18 protein-coding genes are annotated in these 20451 nt (G+C 67.7%); 2 read left to right on the plus strand and 16 right to left on the minus strand.

What is annotated here, in order from left to right; genetic code table 11:
• Window positions 1-7: 7 nt before the first annotated feature.
• The 7 genes from AC3EF3_RS10280 to AC3EF3_RS10310 all read right to left on the minus strand — a co-directional run bounded on the left by AC3EF3_RS10280 (window position 8) and on the right by AC3EF3_RS10310 (window position 6554).
• Window positions 8-877, minus strand: a complete 870-nt coding sequence (locus AC3EF3_RS10280; RefSeq protein ID WP_488532058.1) for a helix-turn-helix domain-containing protein — start codon at window positions 875-877, stop codon at window positions 8-10.
• Window positions 870-1700, minus strand: a complete 831-nt coding sequence (pilW, locus tag AC3EF3_RS10285) for a type IV pilus biogenesis/stability protein PilW (protein WP_488532059.1) — start codon at window positions 1698-1700, stop codon at window positions 870-872. Before pilW ends, AC3EF3_RS10280 begins: the two co-directional genes overlap by 8 nt.
• 2 nt (window positions 1701-1702) lie before the next feature.
• Window positions 1703-2839, minus strand: coding sequence for a dual-specificity RNA methyltransferase RlmN (gene rlmN, locus AC3EF3_RS10290; RefSeq protein ID WP_488532060.1), 1137 nt, complete (start codon window positions 2837-2839; stop codon window positions 1703-1705).
• Between the two features lie 15 nt (window positions 2840-2854).
• Window positions 2855-3280, minus strand: a complete 426-nt coding sequence (gene ndk / locus AC3EF3_RS10295; RefSeq protein ID WP_488532061.1) for a nucleoside-diphosphate kinase — start codon at window positions 3278-3280, stop codon at window positions 2855-2857.
• A 106-nt stretch (window positions 3281-3386) separates the two neighbouring features.
• Entirely contained in the window at window positions 3387-4832 is a 1446-nt protein-coding gene (locus tag AC3EF3_RS10300; RefSeq protein WP_488532062.1) for a pseudouridine synthase, read from the minus strand.
• On the minus strand, window positions 4783-5424 hold the full coding sequence (gene scpB, locus AC3EF3_RS10305; protein WP_488532063.1) for an SMC-Scp complex subunit ScpB: 642 nt from the start codon (window positions 5422-5424) through the stop codon (window positions 4783-4785). Before scpB ends, AC3EF3_RS10300 begins: the two co-directional genes overlap by 50 nt.
• Before the next feature lie 92 nt (window positions 5425-5516).
• Window positions 5517-6554: an RluA family pseudouridine synthase gene (locus AC3EF3_RS10310; protein ID WP_488532064.1), complete on the minus strand. Its 1038-nt coding sequence runs from the start codon at window positions 6552-6554 to the stop codon at window positions 5517-5519.
• 15 nt (window positions 6555-6569) lie between these two features.
• Between AC3EF3_RS10310 and AC3EF3_RS10315 the strand changes: the two genes are divergently transcribed.
• A complete protein-coding gene (locus AC3EF3_RS10315) occupies window positions 6570-7373 on the plus strand; it encodes an outer membrane protein assembly factor BamD (RefSeq protein WP_488532065.1) in 804 nt (267 codons plus the stop codon).
• On the opposite strand, the gene yoaA is transcribed toward AC3EF3_RS10315, so the two are convergent.
• Together yoaA and AC3EF3_RS10325 are read right to left on the minus strand one after the other, a co-directional pair.
• On the minus strand, window positions 7336-9357 hold the full coding sequence (gene yoaA / locus AC3EF3_RS10320; protein WP_488532066.1) for a DNA repair helicase YoaA: 2022 nt from the start codon (window positions 9355-9357) through the stop codon (window positions 7336-7338). The two genes, AC3EF3_RS10315 and yoaA, sit on opposite strands and share 38 nt — an antisense overlap.
• Window position 9358: 1 nt before the next feature.
• On the minus strand, window positions 9359-9562 hold the full coding sequence (locus AC3EF3_RS10325) for a YdcH family protein (RefSeq protein WP_488532067.1): 204 nt from the start codon (window positions 9560-9562) through the stop codon (window positions 9359-9361).
• A gap of 92 nt (window positions 9563-9654) precedes the next feature.
• On the opposite strand from AC3EF3_RS10325, the gene AC3EF3_RS10330 reads away from it, so the two are divergent.
• Window positions 9655-10419: a PP2C family protein-serine/threonine phosphatase gene (locus AC3EF3_RS10330; RefSeq protein ID WP_488532068.1), complete on the plus strand. Its 765-nt coding sequence runs from the start codon at window positions 9655-9657 to the stop codon at window positions 10417-10419.
• Window positions 10420-10435: 16 nt separating this feature from the next.
• On the opposite strand, the gene AC3EF3_RS10335 is transcribed toward AC3EF3_RS10330, so the two are convergent.
• From AC3EF3_RS10335 to AC3EF3_RS10365, 7 genes are all read right to left on the minus strand, one after another.
• Window positions 10436-11050, minus strand: coding sequence for a hypothetical protein (locus AC3EF3_RS10335; RefSeq protein WP_488532069.1), 615 nt, complete (start codon window positions 11048-11050; stop codon window positions 10436-10438).
• Complete coding sequence (gene zapE, locus AC3EF3_RS10340) at window positions 11047-12147, minus strand: cell division protein ZapE (RefSeq protein ID WP_488532070.1); 1101 nt, start codon at window positions 12145-12147, stop codon at window positions 11047-11049. Before zapE ends, AC3EF3_RS10335 begins: the two co-directional genes overlap by 4 nt.
• A gap of 16 nt (window positions 12148-12163) precedes the next feature.
• Complete coding sequence (gene lpdA / locus AC3EF3_RS10345) at window positions 12164-13582, minus strand: dihydrolipoyl dehydrogenase (protein WP_488532071.1); 1419 nt, start codon at window positions 13580-13582, stop codon at window positions 12164-12166.
• A 10-nt stretch (window positions 13583-13592) separates the two neighbouring features.
• Window positions 13593-14855, minus strand: a complete 1263-nt coding sequence (odhB, locus tag AC3EF3_RS10350) for a 2-oxoglutarate dehydrogenase complex dihydrolipoyllysine-residue succinyltransferase (protein ID WP_488532072.1) — start codon at window positions 14853-14855, stop codon at window positions 13593-13595.
• 25 nt (window positions 14856-14880) lie between these two features.
• The gene (locus AC3EF3_RS10355) at window positions 14881-17751 is read right to left on the minus strand and encodes a 2-oxoglutarate dehydrogenase E1 component (protein WP_488532073.1); all 2871 of its coding nucleotides are present in this window, start codon (window positions 17749-17751) and stop codon (window positions 14881-14883) included.
• A 159-nt stretch (window positions 17752-17910) separates the two neighbouring features.
• On the minus strand, window positions 17911-19809 hold the full coding sequence (locus tag AC3EF3_RS10360) for a propionate--CoA ligase (protein WP_488532074.1): 1899 nt from the start codon (window positions 19807-19809) through the stop codon (window positions 17911-17913).
• A 22-nt stretch (window positions 19810-19831) separates the two neighbouring features.
• Window positions 19832-20434 carry an isochorismatase family protein gene (locus AC3EF3_RS10365; RefSeq protein ID WP_488532075.1) on the minus strand — a complete coding sequence of 201 codons (603 nt, stop codon included), beginning with the start codon at window positions 20432-20434 and terminating at the stop codon, window positions 19832-19834.
• Window positions 20435-20451 lie beyond the last annotated feature (17 nt).

Consider the following 20451-nt stretch of genomic DNA (forward strand, 5'->3'; position numbering starts at 1 on the left):
TCTTTCTTTACTTCACCTGAAAGCGCGCCACGTTGTCCTTGGACACGGGGCGCATGTCGAACTTCTTGCCGCGCACTTCCACTTCGGTCATGTCGACGCGGCCGATGGTGACCGTGAGCGGCAGCGCACCGGAAGCGCCGGCGCTCTCGCCCGGCGCCATCAGCTTGCGCAAGGCGGCGGCGCCCTTGGCGTCGACCACCTCGATCCAGGACTCCCCTTTCGTGCGGATCACGACGATGCCGTTCGCCGGGGCTGCCGCGATGGCAGGTGCCGCCTCGGGCGCCTGGGCGGGCGCCGCTGCCGACGGCGCGACCGCAAGGGGTGCCGGCGCGGGCTCGCTTGCCGCCGGCGCCGCTGGTTCGGGCGCGGGCGCGACGGCCGCCGCAACGGGAGCCGGGACGGGCGCAGCCGCGACGGCCGCCACCTTGTCCTGCTGGCCCTGCAGGCTGGGCAGGTTCGGCAGCAGGTAGATCACCAAGGCACCGAGCAGCAGCGCGATGACGGTGAGCGGCACCGGCTGGCGCAATGCCTCCCGCCAGGCCGGCGGCGAGCTGTCGCTGGACGCGCGGAACGGGGCATTGAGCCCTTCGTTGCCGGTGAGCAGGCGCGGCACTGCCGATTGCGGCAGGCCATCCAGCACCGGCTGCGGATCCATATTGAGCGTGCGGCACACGCTGGATGCCAGGGCGCGAATGAAGACGGCGTCGCCCATCTCCTCGTGGCGATCTTCCTCCAGGGCCTCGAGCTTCCGTACCGGCACCTTCAGCGACACGGCGAGCGCGGCCACGTGCAGGCCGGCTGCTTCACGGGCCCGCCGCAGCAGCGTCCCCGGGCTGGCGCCCACCACCGGGGCCGCGGTCTCCGCCACCTCACTCATCGAAGGCTCCCCGCTCGTACGCGGTGGCCTGGCGCGTGCCGGAGAAGCGCTTCCTCAGCACGTCGCCGAGCTGGCGCAACGCCACCATGTCGTTCAGGCGCCGTTCCACCTTGATGCCGAGCCACAGCGATTCGGCGTTCGCGAGTTCGCTGTTGTTGATGCGGCGGATGTAGAACTGCGCGCGCGTGTTGTCACCGCGGCGGTACAACAGGTTCGCGAGGTTGTAGCCCGTAATGGGGTTGGAAGGGTCGAGCTCGTAGGCACGCGCGAGGCTCTTTTCCGCTTCCGCCGTGTTGCCGGCGCGGGCCTGGCACACGCCCTGGGCGAGGAACGTCTTCGCGCGCCCGCTGTAAGCCGGGTTTGCCATGGCGGCGTCGAACTCCGCCTGGGCGTCGGGATAGCGCGCCTCCTGGCACAACAGCCAGCCCAGGTTGTGGTGCGGGTTCGCATCGCGCGGGCTGAGCGCGATCGCGCGGCGAAAGCTCTCTTCGGCCGCACGGTCGTCGTTCAGGCGCATGTAGATCAGGCCGCGCAAATCGTAGCCGTCCGGGGAGGACGGGTCGATCGCGATCGCCTGCTTGACCTCGTCCAGGGCGACCTCGGTCTTGCCCTCCTCGAAATAGCCCGAGGCGAGCTCGAGCCGGATGCGCGCGCGGCGGCGCGTCCCCGATTCGTCCGAAGGCGTGACGATGCCCGCGCTGGCGTTCGTCTCCGATGATGGCGGCGACGCGCATCCGCCCAGTGCCAGCGCCAATGCGCCCGCAACCGCCCCCAACGCCAGCCCGCGCAACGCGAGAGCGTGCCCAGCGACCCTCCAAGCCATGCTCATGTCTCCTTCGCGGCCGCCGCAGCCGGCACCGGTTTCAGCATCACGGTGCGCTGGCGGGCGATGCGTTCGCCCACGTTGGTGCGGTCCTTCACGTCGCCGGCGAGCTGTCCGCACGCCGCGTCGATGTCGTCGCCCCTCGTCTTGCGCACAGTGGTGACGATACCAGCATCGCCCAGGATTTTCGCGAACGCGAGCACCTGTCTGTGGGGAGAACGCGTCAGCCCCGATTGCGGGAAAGGGTTGAAGGGGATCAGGTTGAACTTGCAGCTCACGTCCCAGCGCCGCACCAGCTCCACCAGCTCGCGCGCGTGTTCCGGCTGGTCGTTCACGCCATCGAGCATGCAGTATTCGAAGGTGATGAAGTCGCGCGGGGCGACCTTCAGGTAACGCTTGCACGTCTCCATCAGGTCGTCCAGCGGGTGCTTGCGATTGAGCGGCACCAGTTCGTCGCGCAGCGCGTCGTTCGGCGCGTGCAGCGAGACGGCGAGCGCCACCGGGCAATCCTCGCCCAGGCGGTCCATGATGCGGGTCATGCCGGAGGTCGACACCGTCACGCGGCGCCGCGACAGGCCGTAGCCGTGGTCGTCGAGCATCGTGCGCAGCGCCGGCACCAGCGCCGCGTAGTTCTGGAGCGGCTCGCCCATGCCCATCATCACGACATTGGAGATCACGCGCTCGGACGTTCCCAGGCGCTTGCGCAGGAAATGCTCGGCGAACCACAGCTGCGCCACGATCTCGCCGGTGGTGAGGTTGCGCGAGAAGCCCTGGTGGCCGGTCGAGCAGAATCGGCAGCCGACGGCGCAGCCCGCCTGCGACGACACGCACAGCGTGCCGCGGTCGTCCTCGGGAATGAACACTGCCTCGACGGCGTCGCCGGCGCCGACGTCGAACAGCCACTTGATCGTGCCGTCCGCCGATTCCTGCTGCGTGATGACGGGCAGGCCTTCGATGCGCGCCGTGGTGGAGAGCTTTTCGCGCAGGGACTTCGCGAGATCCGTCATCTCGCCGAAGTCCTTCGCGCCACGCTGGTGGATCCAGCGAAAGAGCTGCGTCGCCCGGAAACGCTTTTCGCCCAGGCGTTCGCAGAACGCGGCCAGACCTTCGAGGTCGAAGTCGAGGAGGTTGGCCGTCATTTCATGGGAAGGCGCTTAGCGCGAGTAGATGCTCATGCCCGGGAAGAAGAACGAGACTTCCACGGCGGCGGTTTCGGGCGCGTCGGAGCCGTGCACCGCGTTGGCATCGATGCTGTCGGCGAAATCGGCGCGGATGGTGCCGGCGGCGGCCTTCTTCGGGTCCGTCGCGCCCATCAGGTCGCGGTTCTTCAGGATGGCGCCCTCGCCCTCGAGCACCTGGATCATCACCGGGCCGGAGATCATGAACTCCACGAGGTCCTTGAAGAAGGGACGCTCCTTGTGCACGGCGTAGAACTGCTCGGCCTCGCGGCGCGACAGGTGGGCCATCTTCGCGGCGATGACCTTCAGCCCGGCGGCTTCGAAGCGCGCGTAGATCTGGCCGATCACGTTCTTGGCCACGGCGTCGGGCTTGATGATGGAGAGGGTGCGTTCGAGAGCCATTTCTGGTTTTCCTGAGCTGAAGTTTTTAGGGTATCGCCGAGCGCAAAAGTTCGGCAAAGCCCGCAATTTTAGCCTGCGGGCGTGACTTTGCTTCAGCGGGCGTGGCTCAGCGGCTGCGGCCGCCGCCACCGCGCTTGCCGCCCCGGCCACGGCCGGGCCCTTGCCCGCCGCCGCCCTGCCCTTGCCGCTGGCGGGTGAAGCTGTCCGCGCCGATGTAGCCGAAGGAGGTCTTCATCGGATCGGGCTGCCCGCCTGCGGGCCGGTCGCCGCGATCGCCGCCGCCTTTGCGGCGCTGCTGGCCCTGCCCTGGGCCCGGCTGGCCCTGGCCGCGCATCTGGCCGTTGTTATTGCCGCCACGCCCACCGCCACCGCGGCGCCGCCGGCGCGATCCGCCGCCTTCGCCCTCGGATGGCCTTTCGCCGCGCGGGCCGTTGTCGCCGCCGACGGCCTGCATCAGTGCGCGGATGTCGCGCTCATCGAGTTCCATCCACGCGCCGCGCTTCAGGCCGCGCGGCAGCATGACGCGGCCGTACCGGATGCGGATGAGGCGGCTCACGGCATGGCCGAGCGCCTCGAACAGGCGCCGCACCTCGCGGTTGCGGCCCTCGGAGATCGTCACGCGGTACCAGGTGTTCGCACCTTCGCCGCCGCCGTCCTCGATCGTGTTGAACTGGGCCTTGCCGTCGTCCAGTTCGATGCCATCGAGCAGGCGCTGTTTCTCTTCGTTGGAAAGCGCACCCAGCACGCGCACCGCGTACTCACGCTCCAGGCCGAAGCGCGGGTGCATGAGCTTGTTCGCGAGCTCGCCCGAGTTCGTGAAGAGCAACAGGCCCTCGGTGTTCAGGTCCAGGCGCCCGACCGATTGCCACTTGCCTTGCGGCAGCTTGGGCAGCTTGCGGAACACCGTGGGGCGGTTCTGCGGGTCGTCGTGCGTGACGACCTCGCCGGTGGGCTTGTGGTAGGCGATCACGCGGGCCGGCGGCGGCGCGATGCGCACGCGGATCGGCTTGCCGTTGACCTTGATCTGGTCGCCGAACTGGATGCGCTGGCCGATGTGGGCGGGCTCGTTGTTGACCGAGATGCGCCCTTCCATGATCAGCTGCTCCATCTCCAGCCGCGAGCCCAGGCCAGCCTGGGCCAGCACCTTGTGCAACTTCGGCGTTTCGGGCTGCGGCGCCAGCACGCGCTTCGGCGGCGCCGCTTCGGCTGCATCGGCCTGCTGGTCGAATTCGCCGGAAACGACATCCTCGAAGCTCACGGGCGGCGGCGCCGGTTCGGCAGCGGGCCTGGGACCTCGCTGGCGCGGGCGGTCCCCGTCGCCGTCTTCGCGATCCTCCTCGCCATCCTCCTCGCCATCCTCCTCGCGTTCGTCGTCGCTCTCGCCGCCCTCCTCGGCTTCGGCAGCGGCAAACGCCGCTTCCTCGGGCATGGGCGCCTCGCTCGACACGTCCTTCGACGGGTCTTCGTCGCTCACGGGCACGGAGGCCGCGCTGGGCAGGGATTCATTCATCGGAGGTGAGCGCCGTTTCAGGACCGTTGCTGGGTTCGGCATCCGCCGGGCCCTCGATCGCGAGCTCCGGTTGCACCGATTCATCGGAGGGCGCGAGCGAGGCCATCAGCTCGGCCTGCTGCGCGGGGCTTTCGAGCATCGGCAGCTGGTCGAGCGATTCGATGCCGAGGTCGTCGAGGAACTGCTTCGTGGTCGCGTAGAGGGCCGGGCGGCCCGGTGCCTCGCGGTGGCCGATCGCCTCGATCCAGCCGCGGTCCTCGAGCTGCTTGAGGATCTGCGTGTTGATGGTCACGCCGCGAATCTCTTCCATGTCGCCGCGCGTGACCGGCTGTCGGTACGCGATGATCGCGAGTGTCTCGAGCACCGCGCGCGTGTACTTCGGCGGCTTCTCCGGGTGGAGGCGGTCGAGGTATTCGCGCATCTGCGGCCGGCTCTGGAAGCGCCAGCCGCTCGCGACCTGCACCAGCTCGACCCCGCGCTGGGCCCAGTCGTCCTGCAATTGGGCGAGCAGCGCCTTGAGCGTGTCGGCGCCGAGCTCGTCGTTGAACAGGACGCGCATCTCGCGCAGCGCCAGCGGCTGCTGCGAGCAGATCAACGCGGTTTCGAGGACGCGCTTGGCATCCGTCGTATTCATGCTTGTTGCCGTTCCAGGAAAAGACGCCTTTTCGGGCGGCTGAACAGGGGCTGTCGTAGGTTCTCTTTGGTTCTTCGCGCCTCGCGTGAACATCACGTTCCGCGGCGCTTGCCCCGCACGGGAGGGGGCGTGGCTTTCCAGCCTTCGGATTCATTGTAACGCAGGCCCCAGGCCTGCAAGGCGCCGCGCAGGTCAGCAGGAAGCGGTGCGCGGAATTCCAGCGGCACGGCAGTGACCGGGTGTTCGAACGCGAGCCGGTACGCGTGCAGGGCCTGCCGCTCGAGGCCGGCCGCGGGCGCACCGCCATACAGCGTGTCCGCCACCAGCGGATGGCCGATGTGCGCCATGTGCACCCGGATCTGGTGCGTGCGCCCGGTGTGCAGCGTCGCGCGCACCCAGCATCCGTTGTCGCCGTTCTCCAGCAGGTCGAACGTGGTCGAGGCAGGCTTGCCGCCTTCCACCACGCCCATGCGCAGGCGGTTGCGCGGGTCGCGGCCGATCGGCGCATCCACGTGGCGCGTGGCCGCGCCTTGCCATTCGCGGTGCGCGAGCGCCAGGTACTGGCGCGAGACCTCGCGCGCGGCGATGGCCCGCACCAGGGCCTCCATGGCCACCCGCGTGCGGGCGACCACCATCAGGCCGCTGGTGTCCTTGTCCAGGCGGTGCACGATGCCCGCACGCGGCAGCGCGGCAGCCTTCGCATCGCGCGCAAGCAGGCCATTGAGCAGCGTGCCGCTCCAGTTCCCGGCGGCCGGATGCACGACGAGCCCGGCGGGCTTGTTGACGACGAGGATGTCTTCGTCCTCGTGCACCACGTCCAGCGGCACCGGCTCGGCCTTGAACGCCTGGCTTTGCGGCGTGGGCCGCAGTTCGACCGAACCGCTGTCGCCCGCCTTGACCTTGTGCGAGGGACGCATCACGGCCACGCCGCCGATCGTCACGGCGCCGGCCTCGACCAGCTGCTGCAGGTAGCTGCGCGAGAACTCGGGCACTAGAGCAGCCAGGGCCCGGTCGAGGCGAGCGCCGTGGTGACGCGCCTCGATGGTGAACGCGCGCTGTTCGGCCTCGCGCGCGTCCCCTTCCGCGTCCTCGAGAGGGTCGGCCAATATAATGATTTCGCCCTGATTCAAGAAAGTTGCCAGCGAATGTCCCGTGCCAAATTATCGGCGGTCCCCCTGCTCGTGCTCGCACTGGCCCTCGCGGGCTGCTCTTCGCTGTTCTCGAGCGAGGACAAGGACGCGAACGCCAGCCCGAACAAGATCTACGCCGATGCCCGCGAAGAGATCTCCTCGGGCAGCTACGAGCGGGCGATCCCGCTGCTGGAGAAGCTCGAAGGCCGGGCGGCCGGCACGCCGCTGGCCCAGCAGGCGCAGCTGGAGAAGGCCTACGCGCAATACAAGACGGGCGAGCAGGCCGCGGCACTGGTCACCCTCGACCGCTTCGTCAAGCAGCACCCTGCCAGCCCGGCGCTCGATTACGCGCTGTACCTGAAGGGCCTCGTGAACTTCAACGACAACCTGGGGCCGCTCTCGTTCATCACGCGCCAGGACCTGTCCGAGCGCGACCAGAAGGCCGCCAAGGAGTCGTTCGAATCCTTCAAGGAACTGGTCACCCGGTTCCCGGATTCCAAATACTCGGCCGATGCGCGCCTGCGCATGCGCTACATCGTGAATTCGCTGGCCGCCTACGAGGTGCACGTGGCGCGCTACTACTACAACCGGGGCGCCTATGTGGCGGCAATCAACCGCGCGCAGAGCGCGGTCACCGATTACCAGGAAGTGCCCGCGGTCGAGGAGGCCCTGTTCATCCTCATGCGTTCCTACGAGCAGCTGGGCATGCCGCAGCTCGCGGCCGACTCCCGCCGGATCCTGGAGAAGACCTATCCCCAGAGCGAGTACCTCACGCGTGGCTTCAAGGGCGCGCAGGAGCCGTGGTGGAAGTTCTGGTGAGCGCCTCCAGCGCCTCCAGCGCCTCCAGCCAGTCCTCGCGCGAATCCAGTTTTCGCATCGGCGGTAGCGCCGCAAGCAGCCTCCGCCCGTAGCCCATCGTCGCCAGCCGGGTATCGCACACCGCGAGCACGCCCTGGTCGGACTCGCGCCGGATCAGGCGCCCTGCGCCCTGCTTGAGCGCCACCGCGGCTTCGGCCACGAAGTATTCGTTGAACGCGTTGCGGCCCTGGGCCTCGAGCCGTTGGGAGCGCGCTTCGACCAGCGGATCGTTGGGCGGCGGGAACGGCAGCTTGTCGATCACGACGAGTTGCAGCGCCTCGCCGGGCACGTCGACACCTTCCCAGAAGGAGGCGGAGGCGACCAGCACGCAGCCGGGCCGACCCTGCGCGTTGCCTTCGCGAAAGCGCTCGATCAGGCGGCGCTTGGGCCACTGCCCCTGCACGAGGATTTCCAGTTCGCCCGACGGCCCGAAGCGCGCCTGCAGCTCGTCCCCGATCGCGCGCAGCGCACGCAACGTGGTGGTCAGCACCATGGTGCGGCCGCCCAGGCGCAGGGCGCCTTCCGCCGCGAGCTTCGCGACCGCGGCGCTGTGCGCCGGATCGTTGGGCCGGGGCAGCTCGCGCGGCACGTACAGCGCAGCCTGCGCGGCATAGTCGAACGGGCTGCCCACGCGCAGCACCTCGGCTTGCGAGAGGCCGCAGGGTTCGGTGAACCACGTGAGGCGCTCGTCGTCGCCCAGCGTCGCCGACGTGAACACCCAGGTGCGCGTGGACGCATCCGCCTGGCCTTCACGCAGCAACTTGTCGCGCACCGCCTGCGCGATGTCCAGCGGCGATTGCACCAGCCGCAGCTGCGTGCCGGCGTCCACCCAGCGCACGGCATCCGCGTCGCAGGGCGCCGTGAACCGCTCGATGCGTCGCGACAGCTCCCCGGCGCGCTCGATCAGGCGCTCGAAATCGGGAGCGATCTCCGAGACGGTGGACAGCGACTCGAACGCCTGCGCCAGCGCGTCGCGCACCTGCAATAGCGACTCGGCCCAGGCGGCGGGGCGAACGCCCTCCGGCGCCTCACCGACCCAGCGAAGCCGCGCGCCCGGCGCCGTGCGGCCCACCGTCAGCCTCAAATCGCGCGCGGCGCGCTCCAGACCCGAGACCACGGCTTGCCAATCCACGAGTCCGCGTGCGAACTGCAGGCCCGCCGCGAGGATGTCGCGGGCGAAATCGAGCAGCTGCCCCGTCGTGAGCTGGGCGCCCAGGAACTGCACGCCCGTCTCGTTCAACTGGTGCGCCTCGTCGAAGATGGCCACTCGCACCGTCGGCAGCAGTTCGGCCATGCCCGATTCGCGCACCGCCAGGTCAGCGAAGAACAAGTGGTGGTTGATGACGACGACGTCGGCCGCCAGCGCCTCCTTGCGGGCCTGGTTCACGTGGCACTGGCGGAATTTGGGGCATTGCGCGCCCAGGCAGTTCTCGCGCGTGGACGTGACCAGGGGAATCAGTGGCGAGCGTTCGTCCAGGCCCGGCAGCTCCGCAAGGTCGCCCGTGCGCGTGAACCTGGCCCACTCCTCGATCTTCGCGAGCGAACGCATGGCCGCACGGTCCACGGTGCTGCCATCCCGGCGCGCGATTTCCATGCGGTGCAGGCACAGGTAGCTGGCGCGACCCTTGAGCAGCGCAGTACGGACCGGCAGGCCCAGCGCTTCGACCAGCCGCGGCAGGTCGCGGCCATACAACTGGTCCTGCAGGGTCTTGGTGGCCGTGGAGAGCAGCACCCGTTCGCCGGAAAGCAACGCCGGCACGAGGTACGAGAAAGTCTTTCCCACGCCCGTCCCCGCCTCGACCACCAGCGCACCGCCGCTGTCGATCGCCCGCGCGACCGCGAGCGCCATCTCGGTCTGGCCGGCACGGGGGCGGAAATGCTCGGCGGCGCGCGAAAGCACCCCGCCCGGCGCGAAGGCTTCGCGCACCGGGTTGTCCAGGCTCATTTCAGGCGGGTTCCTTCGGGTCCAGTTCGAGTTCGAGCTTGGCGATCTCGTCGCGCAATGCAAGCCGGCGCTTCTTCAGCCGCCGCATCATCAGCTCGTCGACCGGCGAATCGAGGCTCGCCCGGTCGATGAGCGCGTCGAGGTCGGCGTGCTCCATGCGCAACTCGATCAGCCGCCTCTCGGGCGAATGCAGGTTCGATTCCAATGTGGGGCCTCATCGGCTAAGCTCATAATACTTCGTTCGATTGTCTTGTACGAGCGCTTTCCCTTCCGGGAGCGCCATCAACCAGCAGCAGCATGGCCACCAAGGGTTACCGCCTCACCGCCTCGACAGGAATCCACAAGGGAGACCGGGAGTACCAGCAGGACCAGGTCGCGATCGTGTCCCATCCGCGCGTGCCGGGCTGCGTGCTCGCCGTCGTCGCGGACGGCATGGGCGGCCGCAGCGGCGGGCGCAAGGCGTCGGACCAGGTGATGCTCACGGCCAGGCAGCTGTTCGAGCGCTACTCGCCCGACCACGACGATGCGGGCGCGGTGCTCAAACAGATGGTGCAGGAGGCCCACATCGTCATCAAGCTCACGGCGATCTCCTCCGAGCAGGAGCCGCACAGCACGATCGCGGCCTTCATCATCAACCCGGGGGGCGACTGCCACTGGATCCACGCCGGCGACTCGCGGATCTACCACTTCCACAGCGGCAAGCTGGTCAAGCGAACGATGGACCATTCCTACGTGCAGACCCTGGTCGACCGCGGCGAGCTGACCGAGGAAGAAGCCAACGTGCACCCGCAATCGAACATTCTGATGGGGTGCCTCGGCGCCGAGGAAGATCCGCCGGCCGACCACCATTTCGTGCCGCAGCTTCGCCCCGGCGACGTGCTGATCGCCTGCAGCGACGGCATCTGGCACTACTTCAGCCCGAACGAGCTGGGTTCCGTGCTCTCGTCGCTGTCGCCGCGCGAAGCCAGCGAGTTCCTGATCGAGAAGGCCCGCTCGCGCGGGCACGGCGGCGGCGACAACATGTCGCTCGCGATCGTCAAGCTCGAGCCGCTCGAGGATTAAGGCGGGCGGGCTCCGCTCAGGGCGGGTCCGCCAGCGAACTCGCCGGCGCCTTCTTGCGGTCGGCCTGGCGCTGATTCATCTTCTGCTCGCGCTCCTTCGCGTCGGCCTCGCGCTTCTCGCGCTCCTTCGCGGCCTTCGCCGCATCATCGGCCCGGCGCTGCGCGGATGCCTTGATCTCGGCCTGCCGCTGCTTCACGTGCTGCTCGCGCTCGGCCGCCTTGGCAGGCGCGCTCGCGGCCTGCGCCGCCCGCGCCGCGGCACGCTCGTTCGCGCGCAGTTGCCTGTCCGCCTCGGACGGCTGGCTCGCCGCCGAGCGCGGCGCGCTGTTCCGCTCCTCGATCGAGCGCTGGCGCTCCGCCGCCTTGCGCTTGCGCTCGGCGTCATTGAGCGCGACCTCCTGACGCCGCAAGTCGCTCACCACCTCCCGGCGCTTGGACCGTGCCTTGGCGATGCAATCGTTCACGGCGAATTTTCCGTAGCAGGCCTTTTCCTCGGCCTTGTAGACCGCCTCGGCCTTTTCGCGCTCGGCGCGCAGCCGCATGCGCTCGGCCTCCACCGTCGCGTCATCGGGTGGCTGCTGCGCGTGCGCGATGCACGCGAGCAGGGCAAGTAGAGCCGGCAAGCGTTTCATGTGAGGGACGTATCCACCATCCGGTGTGGCAGCGCCAGGAACTCGGCCGACTGCATTTCGTTCAGGCGCGAGACCGTGCGCGGGAATTCATGGGCCAGCGGCCCTTCCGCATACAACGCCTCGGGCGGCACGGCAGCCGACATGATCAGTTTCACCCGACGATCGTAGAGCACATCGACCAGCCAGGTGAAGCGCCGCGCTTCGGACGCCATGCGCGGGGGCATCTGCGGCACGTCCGACAGCAGCACCGTGTGGAATTGCGTCGCGATCTCCAGGTAATCGTTCTGCGAGCGCGGGCCGCCGCACAGCGTCTGGAAGTCGAACCACACGACACCGCCCGCCATGCGGCGCGCACGGATCTCCCGGGCCTCGATGTGCAGCACCGGATCCTCGTCGTGCGATTCCGCCAGGCGCGTGAAAGCCTCGTTCATCTCGGCATCGGCTTGCGGCCCCAGCGGCGTGTGATACAGCTTCACGTGCTCCATCGTGCGCGCGCGGTAGTCGACGCCGTTGTCCACATTGACCACCTCGAGCTTCTCGTTGAGGAGCGCGATGGCGGGCAGGATGCGGTCCCGGTGCAGGCCGTTGGGGTACAAGTCGTCCGGCCTGAAATTCGACGTGGTGACGAACCCCACGCCGTTGTCGAACAACGCGTCCAGCAGGCGATGCAGGATCATCGCGTCGGTGATGTCGGCGACGTGGAATTCGTCGAAGCAGACCAGCCGGTAGCGCTTGGCGATGCGCTCGCCCAGTTCGTCCAGCGGGTTCACGGTGCCCTGCAGTTCCGCCAGCTGCCGGTGCACCTCGCGCATGAACTCGTGGAAGTGCAATCGCGTCTTGCGCACTATGGGCACGGCGATGAAGAAGCAGTCCATCAGAAAGCTCTTGCCCCGCCCCACGCCGCCGTACATGTACACCCCGCGCGGGATCTCGGGCCGGTTGATCAGCTTCTTGAAGACGTTGGAGCGCTGCTCCTTGAACTCGCCCCATTCGCGGGCGCAGCGGTCCAGCGCATCGATCGCGCGCAGCTGCGCCGCGTCGCTGGCGTAGCCGCGCGCGGCCAGCTCGGCTTCGTAGACTTCACGAACCGAGGGCACGTGCTCTCGCACCGGCTTAGAAGTTCAAGGTGCGCTTGTCGACCGCCAGCGCCGCTTCCTTCGTGGCTTCCGACAGCGACGGGTGCGCGTGGCAGATCCGGGCGATGTCCTCGCTCGAGGCGCGGAATTCCATCGCGACGACGGCTTCGGAAATCAGCTCGCTGGCCATCGGGCCGACGATGTGAACGCCCAGGATCTCGTCCGTCGCAGCGTCTGCGAGGAACTTCACCATGCCGGTCGTGTCGCCCAGCGCGCGCGCGCGGCCGTTCGCCATGAACGGGAACGTGCCGGCGCGGTACTTCACGCCCGCAGCCTTGAGCTGCTGTTCGGTCTGTCCCACCCACGCGATCTCGGGGCTGGTGTAGATCACCCACGGGATGGTGTTGAAGTTCACGTGCCCCTGCTGGCCGGCGATGCGCTCGGCCACGGCCACACCTTCTTCCTCCGCCTTGTGCGCGAGCATCGGGCCGCGCACCACGTCGCCGATCGCCCAGACGTTCGGCAGGTTCGTGCGGCACTCGTCGTCCACGAGGATGGCGCCACGCTCGTCGAGCTTCAAGCCCACGGCTTCGGGGCTCAGACCCGTCGTGTTCGGCACGCGACCGATTGAGACGATCAGCCGGTCCACTTCGAGGATCTTCGATTCGCCGGTTGCCGACGTGTAGGACACCGCCACGCCCTGCGCGTTGTGCTTGACCTCGACCACCTTCACGCCCAGCTCGATCTTCAGGCCCTGCTTGTCGAAGGCCTTCTTCGCTTCCTTGGCGATCTGTTCGTCGACGGCGCCGAGGAACGTCGGCAGCGCTTCGAGCACGGTGACTTCGGCACCGAGGCGGCGCCACACCGAGCCCATCTCCAGGCCGATCACGCCCGAGCCGATCAGGCCCAGCTTCTTCGGCACCGACGGGATGCGCAGCGCGCCGTCGTTGGAGAGGATCTTGTCCTCGTCGAACGGTGCACCCGGCAGCGCGCGCGGGTTCGAGCCCGTGGCGACGATCACGTGCTTCGCGGTGATGGTCTCGTCGCCCGCCTTGATCTCGTAGCCGCCCTCGCCCGCCTTCACGAACGAGCCGCGACCATGGAAGAAGGTGACCTTGTTCTTCTTGAAGAGGAACTGGATGCCGTCGTTGTTCTGCTTCACGACGGTGTCCTTGCGGCCGAGCATCTTCGCGAGATCCAGCCCCAGGCCTTTCACCTCGATGCCATGGTCGGCGAAATGCCTGCCCGCATGCTCGAAGTGCTCCGACGACTGCAGCAGCGCCTTGGACGGGATGCAGCCCACGTTCGTGCAGGTGCCGCCCAGGGCCGGCTTGCCGTCCTTGTTCTTCCACTCGTCGATGCAGGCGGTGCTGAAACCGAGCTGCGCCGCGCGGATCGCGGCGACGTAGCCGCCGGGACCGCCGCCGATGACGACGACGTCAAATTGCTTTGCCATGTGCCGCTCCTCAGATGTCGAAGAGCAGGCGCGCCGGGTCTTCCAGCGCTTCCTTCATCGCCACCAGACCCAGCACGGCTTCGCGACCGTCGATGATGCGGTGGTCGTAGCTCATGGCCAGGTAGTTCATCGGACGGATCACGATCTGGCCGTTCTCCACCACCGCGCGGTCCTTGGTCGCGTGCACGCCCAGGATCGCCGACTGCGGCGGGTTGATGATCGGCGTGGACAGCATCGAGCCGAACACGCCGCCGTTGGAAATCGAGAACGTGCCGCCGGTCATCTCCTCGATGCCCAGCTTGCCGTCCCTGGCCTTCGCGCCGAACTCGGCGATCTTCTTCTCGATGTCGGCGAAGGACATCTGGTCGGCATTGCGCAGGATGGGCACCACCAGGCCGCGCGGCGAGCCCACCGCGATGCCGATGTCGAAGTAGCCGTGATAGACGATGTCGTTGCCGTCCACGCTCGCGTTGATCACCGGGTACTTCTTGAGCGCGTGCACGGCGGCCTTCACGAAGAACGACATGAAACCGAGCTTGACGCCGTGCTCCTTCTCGAACTTCTCCTGGAACTTCTTGCGCATCTCCATCACCGGCGCCATGTTCACTTCGTTGAACGTCGTGAGGATGGCGTTGGTGGCCTGCGACTGCAACAGGCGCTCGGCCACGCGCGCACGCAGGCGCGTCATCGGCACGCGCTGCTCGGGGCGGCTGCCCAGGTCCGGCGCAGGCACGGGTGCGGACACTTGCGGCAGAGCCGCCTTCGGCGCGCCGGTGGGCGCGGCAACGGGCGCCACTGCCGGCTTCGCGCCGCCGCCCAGCGCACCGATCACATCGCCCTTGGTCACGCGGCCGTCGCGGCCGGTGCCCGGCACGGAACCCGGTGCCATCTGGTTGTCGGCCATCATTTTCGCGGCGGCCGGCATGGCGATGTCGCCCTTGGCGGCACCGGCGGGAGCGGCGGCTTGCGCAGGCGGGGCAACGGGTGCGGCCGCCGCAGGTTTCGCCGCGGGCGCGGCCGTCGTGGCCTTGCCTTCGGTGTCGATCTTCGCGATCAGCTGGTCGGCGGTGACGGTCGCGCCGTCGCCCGCCACGATCTCGGCCAGCACGCCGGCGGCCGGCGCGGGCACTTCGAGCACGACCTTGTCGGTCTCGATCTCGATCAGGATTTCATCCTGGGCGACCGCTTCGCCCGGTTTCTTCTTCCACTGGAGCAGCGTTGCTTCCGCCACAGACTCCGACAGCTGCGGCACTTTCACATCGACGAGAGACATTTGTTTTTCCTGGATTCTTGTTGGTTCACTTGGTCAGCACGAAGCCTTTGAGCTTGCCGAACGCGGCATCCACCAGGGCCTTCTGCTGGTCCTGATGCAGGTGTGCATAGCCGACGGCCGGCGAAGCCGATGCGGGACGGCCCGCATAACCGAGCTTCTGCCCCTCCGCCAGGTTCTCGTGGATGTTGTGCTGGATGAAGAACCAGGCGCCCTGGTTCTGCGGCTCGTCCTGGCACCACACGACCTCGTTCGCGTTCGGGTACTTCTTCAGCTCGGCGGCGAACACCTTGTGCGGGAACGGATAGAGCTGCTCGACGCGCAGGATCGCGACGCTGTCGTCCCCCTTCTCGTCGCGCTTCTTCGCGAGGTCGTAATACACCTTGCCCGAGCACACGAGGATGCGCTTGACCTTGTCGGCCTTGAGGTCCTTGTGCTCGGGAATGACGGTCTGGAACCCACCCTTGGTGAACTCGGACAGCGGCGAGGTCGCGTCCTTGTGGCGCAGCAGCGACTTGGGCGTCATGATGACCAGGGGCTTCCTGAGCGAGCGGACCATCTGGCGGCGCAGCACATGGAAGATCTGGCTGGCCGTCGTCGGCTGCACGACCTGCATGTTGGTGTCGGCCGACAGCTGCATGAAGCGCTCCAGGCGCGCCGAGCTGTGCTCCGGGCCCTGGCCTTCGTAGCCGTGCGGCAGCATCAGCGTGATGCCGTTGACGCGGCCCCACTTCACCTCGCCCGAGGCGATGAACTGGTCGATCACCACCTGTGCGCCGTTGGCGAAATCGCCGAACTGCGCCTCCCAGATCACCAGCGTGTGCGGGTCGTTCGATGCGTAGCCGTACTCGAAGCCGAGCACCGCCTCTTCGGACAGGATGGAATCGATGACCGTGTACGGCGCCTGGTTCTCGGCGACGTTCTGCAGCGGGATGTACGTGCCGACGTCCCACTTCTCGCGGTTCTGGTCGTGCAGCACCGAATGGCGGTGCGTGAACGTGCCGCGACCGACGTCCTCGCCCGACAGGCGCACGGGGTAGCCGCTGGCCACCAGCGAGGCGAACGCCATGTGCTCGCCCATGCCCCAGTCCACGTTGATTTCGCCCCGTCCCATGGCGGCGCGGTCGTCCAGCACCTTCTTCACCAGCGGGTGCACCGTGAAGTTCGCCGGGACCGTCGTGATGCGCTCCGCGAGGCGCTTCCATTCGGCCAGCGGGATCGCCGTGTCGGCGTTGTCGGTCCACTTCTTGTTCAGGTACGGGCTCCAGTCCACCGCGTACTTGCTCTTGAAGTTGGTCAGCACCGGGTCGACCGTGTGCTTGCCCGCGTCCATGGCGGCACGGTAGGCCTTGACCATGTCGTCGCCCAGCGACTCGCCCATGCCTTGCGCCGCGAGCTTGTCGGCGTACAGCTTGCGCGTGCCCGGGTGCTGGGCGATCTTCTTGTACATCAGCGGCTGGGTGAGCGCCGGCGTGTCCTGCTCGTTGTGGCCCAGCTTGCGGAAGCAGATGATGTCGACAACGACATCCTTCGCGAACTCCATGCGGTACTCGAGAGCGAGCTGCGTCGCCAGCACCACGGCTTCCGGATCGTCACCGTTCACGTGCAGCACCGGTGCCTCGATCATCTTGACGACGTCGGTGCAGTACAGCGTCGAGCGGCTGTCGCGCGGGTCCGAGGTCGTGAAACCGATCTGGTTGTTGATCACGATGTGCACCGTGCCGCCGGTGAAGTAGCCGCGCGTTTCGGCCAGGGCCAGCGTCTCCATCACGACACCCTGGCCGGCGAAGGCGGCGTCGCCGTGCACCAGCACGGGCAGCACCTGTTTGCCCTTGGGGTCGGCACGGCGGTCCATGCGGGCGCGCACCGAGCCTTCGACCACCGGGTTCACGATCTCGAGGTGCGAGGGGTTGAAGGCCAGCGACAGGTGGACCGGGCCGCCGGGCGTGGTCACGTCCGAGCTGAAGCCCTGGTGGTACTTGACGTCGCCGGCCGGCAGGTCTTCCTTCGCCGTGTGTTCGAACTCGGCGAACAGGTCGGCCGGCATCTTGCCCAGCGTGTTCACGAGCACGTTCAGGCGCCCACGGTGGGCCATGCCGATCACGATCTCCTGCACGCCCTGCTTGCCGGCGTCCTGGATCAGTTCGTCCATCGAGGCGATGAAGCTCTCGCCGCCTTCCAGCGAGAAGCGCTTCTGGCCGACGTACTTGGTGTGCAGGAATCGCTCGAGGCCCTCGGCGGCCGTGAGACGGTCGAGGATGTGCTTCTTCTTCTCGACCGTGAAGTTCGGTTTGCTGCGGATCGCTTCGAGCTTCTGCTGCCACCAGCGCTTGCGCGTCTGGTCGCTGATGTACATGTACTCGGCGCCGATCGTGCCGCAGTACGTCTCGCGCAGGGCATTGATCAGCTCGCGCAGCGACATGCTGTCCTTGCCGAAGAAGGTGTTGCTGGTGTTGAACACCGCTTCCTGGTCGGCATCGGAGAAGCCGTAGAACGAGGCTTCGAGTTCCGGGATGTTCTCGCGCTCGGTGCGCTTGAGCGGGTCCAGGTCGGCCCAGCGGCAGCCGACGTTGCGGTAGGCCGCGATCAGCTGCTGGACGGCCGTGCGCTTGCGGGCCAGTTCCGGATCCGCCCCGGCGGCGACGACGACCTGGGTCCCGCCTGCCTTCGCGCGCTCCGCGAACGCGTTGATGACCGGCATGTGCGGCACGTCCTTCGCATTGCTGCCGTCGACAGCGGGGACGTGCTGGAGAGCGTCGAAATACTGGCGCCAGGTGTCGGGGACACTGGTCGGGTTGGCCAGGTAGTTTTCGTACATCTCCTCGACATAGGGCGCATTGCCGCCGAAGAGATAGGAGTTGCCTTGGAACGCCGTATAGACGGAGCTCGTCTCACTCATGTTTCGCTACTTTCCGCTCCCCTGCAGGGAGCTCGAGCTGGTTGGGAAAACCTTCCGCGTCACGGCTGAACCGGTTGGCGGATGCGACTGTGGCAGGAAGGGCCGAGGTTGCCGGGCGATTGTGCCACCGAAACCTGACGGGTGCTTTGCGCGAACTACTTACCTGGCGGCGACGAGTGCCTTGATCTGCTGGAGCGCCGTCGGGTCCTCGATGGTCGTGAGGTCGCCCGGATCGCGCCCTTCGGCCACGGCCTGGATGGCGCGGCGCAGGAGCTTCCCGCTGCGGGTCTTGGGCAGCAGGTTGACGAAATGCACGCGGGCAGGCCGGGCGACGGCACCCAGTTGCCCGTCGACCACCTTCATGATCTCCCCTTCCAGCTTCATTCGCCCGGCCATGTCGACAATGGCCGAGGCGTCGCGCGGGACGGCGAAAGCCATCGCGACCTGGCCTTTGAGCGCGTCCGCGACGCCGACCACCGCCACCTCGGCGACGTTGGGGTGGCTGGAGATGCTTTCCTCGATCTCGCGAGTGCCGAGCCGGTGGCCGGCCACGTTGATGACGTCGTCCGTGCGGCCCAGGATGTAGTAGTAGCCGTCCTCGTCGCGGATGCCCCAGTCGAAGGTGCTGTACAGGAGCTTGCCGGGGATGGTCTTCCAGTAGGTCTCGACGTAGCGGTGGTCGTCGCCCCACACGGTCTGCATGAAGCCGGGCGGCGTCGGCCCTTCGATCACGACCACACCTTTCTGGTCGGGGCCCTGCAGTTCCTCGCCAGTCTGCTCGTGCACCAGCTTCACGTCGTAGCCGTACACCGCCAGGCCGGGGCTGCCGAACTTGCTCGGCCGCTTCTCCACGCCGTTCGCGATGGTGAGGATCGGCCAGCCGCTTTCGGTCTGCCAGTAGTTGTCGATGACGGGCCGCCCGAGCCCGTCGGCGATCCATTTCGCGGTCGGCTCGTCCAGCGGCTCGCCCGCGAGGAACAGCGCCTTCAGGCTCGAAAGATCGCATTTCTTCAACCACGCAGGGTCCTGCTTCTTCAGCACGCGCACGGCCGTCGGCGCGCTGAACATGCCCGTCACCTTGTACTTCTCGACCAGGCTCCACCAGATGCCCGCGTCGGGCCGGATCGGCAGGCCTTCGTACATGATGGTCGCCATCCCGGCGATCAGCGGCCCGTAGATGATGTAGCTGTGGCCCACCACCCAGCCGATGTCGCTGGTGGAGAAATAGGTCTCGCCCGGCTCGCCGAGGAAGATGTGCTTCATGCTCGCCGCGAGCGCCACCGCATAGCCGCCGACATCGCGCTGCACGCCTTTCGGCCGTCCCGTCGTGCCGCTCGTGTAAAGGATGTAGCTGGTGTCGGTCGCATCCAGCCACTCGCATTCCACGTTCTTGCCCTCCGCCCGCTTCATCGCGTCGGCCCAGTCGTGGTCGCGGCCGGTCACCCGTTCCATCGGCGCGAGCCCACGGTCCACGAGCAGCACCGCTTGCGGCTTGTGCTTCGAAAGGCGGATGGCTTCATCGAGCAGCGGCTTGTACGCCATCGCCTTGCCGGCGCGCGAGCCGCCGTCGGCGCTGACGATGACTCTGGGCGTGGCGTCCTCGATGCGTGACGCCAGCGACACCGACGCGAACCCACCGAACACCACGGAGTGGATCGCGCCGATGCGCGCGCAGGCCAGCATCGCGAACGCGGCCTCGGCGACCATCGGCATGTAGATCAGCACGCGGTCGCCCTTGCCCACGCCCAGCGCCTTCAAGGCCGCCGCCGCGCGCTGCACATTCGCATGCAGTTCACGGAAGGTGTAGGTGCGCTCGGTGTCCGTTTCGGTCGAGACGTAAATCAGCGCGGTCTGGTCGGCGCGGTCCTTCAGGTGCCGGTCGACCGCGTTGTGGCAGAGGTTGGTCTTCCCACCCACGAACCAGCGCGTGAAGGGCGGCCGGCTGTCGTCGCAGATGCGTTGAGGCGGCACGTGCCAGTCGACGAGGCCCGCCTGCTCGGCCCAGAACTCGTCGGGGCGCTCGATCGAACGCCGGTGGAAGTCCTCGTAGCGCGTCATGTCGTCTCCTCCCGGCATGCGATCACTTGATCAGGTGCAGCACGTCCTGGAACGCCGGATGCTCGGCCGTCCGCAGCCATTCGAAAGCCACCATTTCGGTTGTCACGAGCTCGCAGCCCGCACCGGCCAGCCGGTCGAAGGCGGCATCGCGATTGCGCTCGGTACGCGAACCACAGGCGTCCGTCACCACGTACACCTCGAACTCCTCGTCCAGCAGGTCGAGCGCGGTCTGCATCAGGCACACATGGGTCTCGCAGCCCGCGATCACGACACTGCCGCGGCCGGGCGCTGCCTGGGACTGCGGCTTCTGCAGGTGCTTGGGCAGGCTGCGGGCATTGCCGCCCTGCTTCACGGGCGGCCGCAGAAGATCGAGGAGGCTTTCGGCGCAGCCGCTGAAGTACATCTTCTGAAGGGTCTTGCTGCACAGCTCGCGCACCTCGGGAACGTTCGGCCCCAGGCCATCGGGGTTGTGCTCAGTGCCCCAGGCAGGCACTTCGAACATCCTCGCCATCTTCCCCAGGCGCACCGCGTTGCGCAGCACCTCGCCGCCTTCGTGAATGGCGGGCATCAGCCGCACCTGGTAGTCGACCAGCACCAGCTGGCAATCGTCGGCATCGAGCAGCATGGCCGGATTGTGCTCCC

This window comes from Ramlibacter sp. GS1-15, from assembly GCF_057785015.1.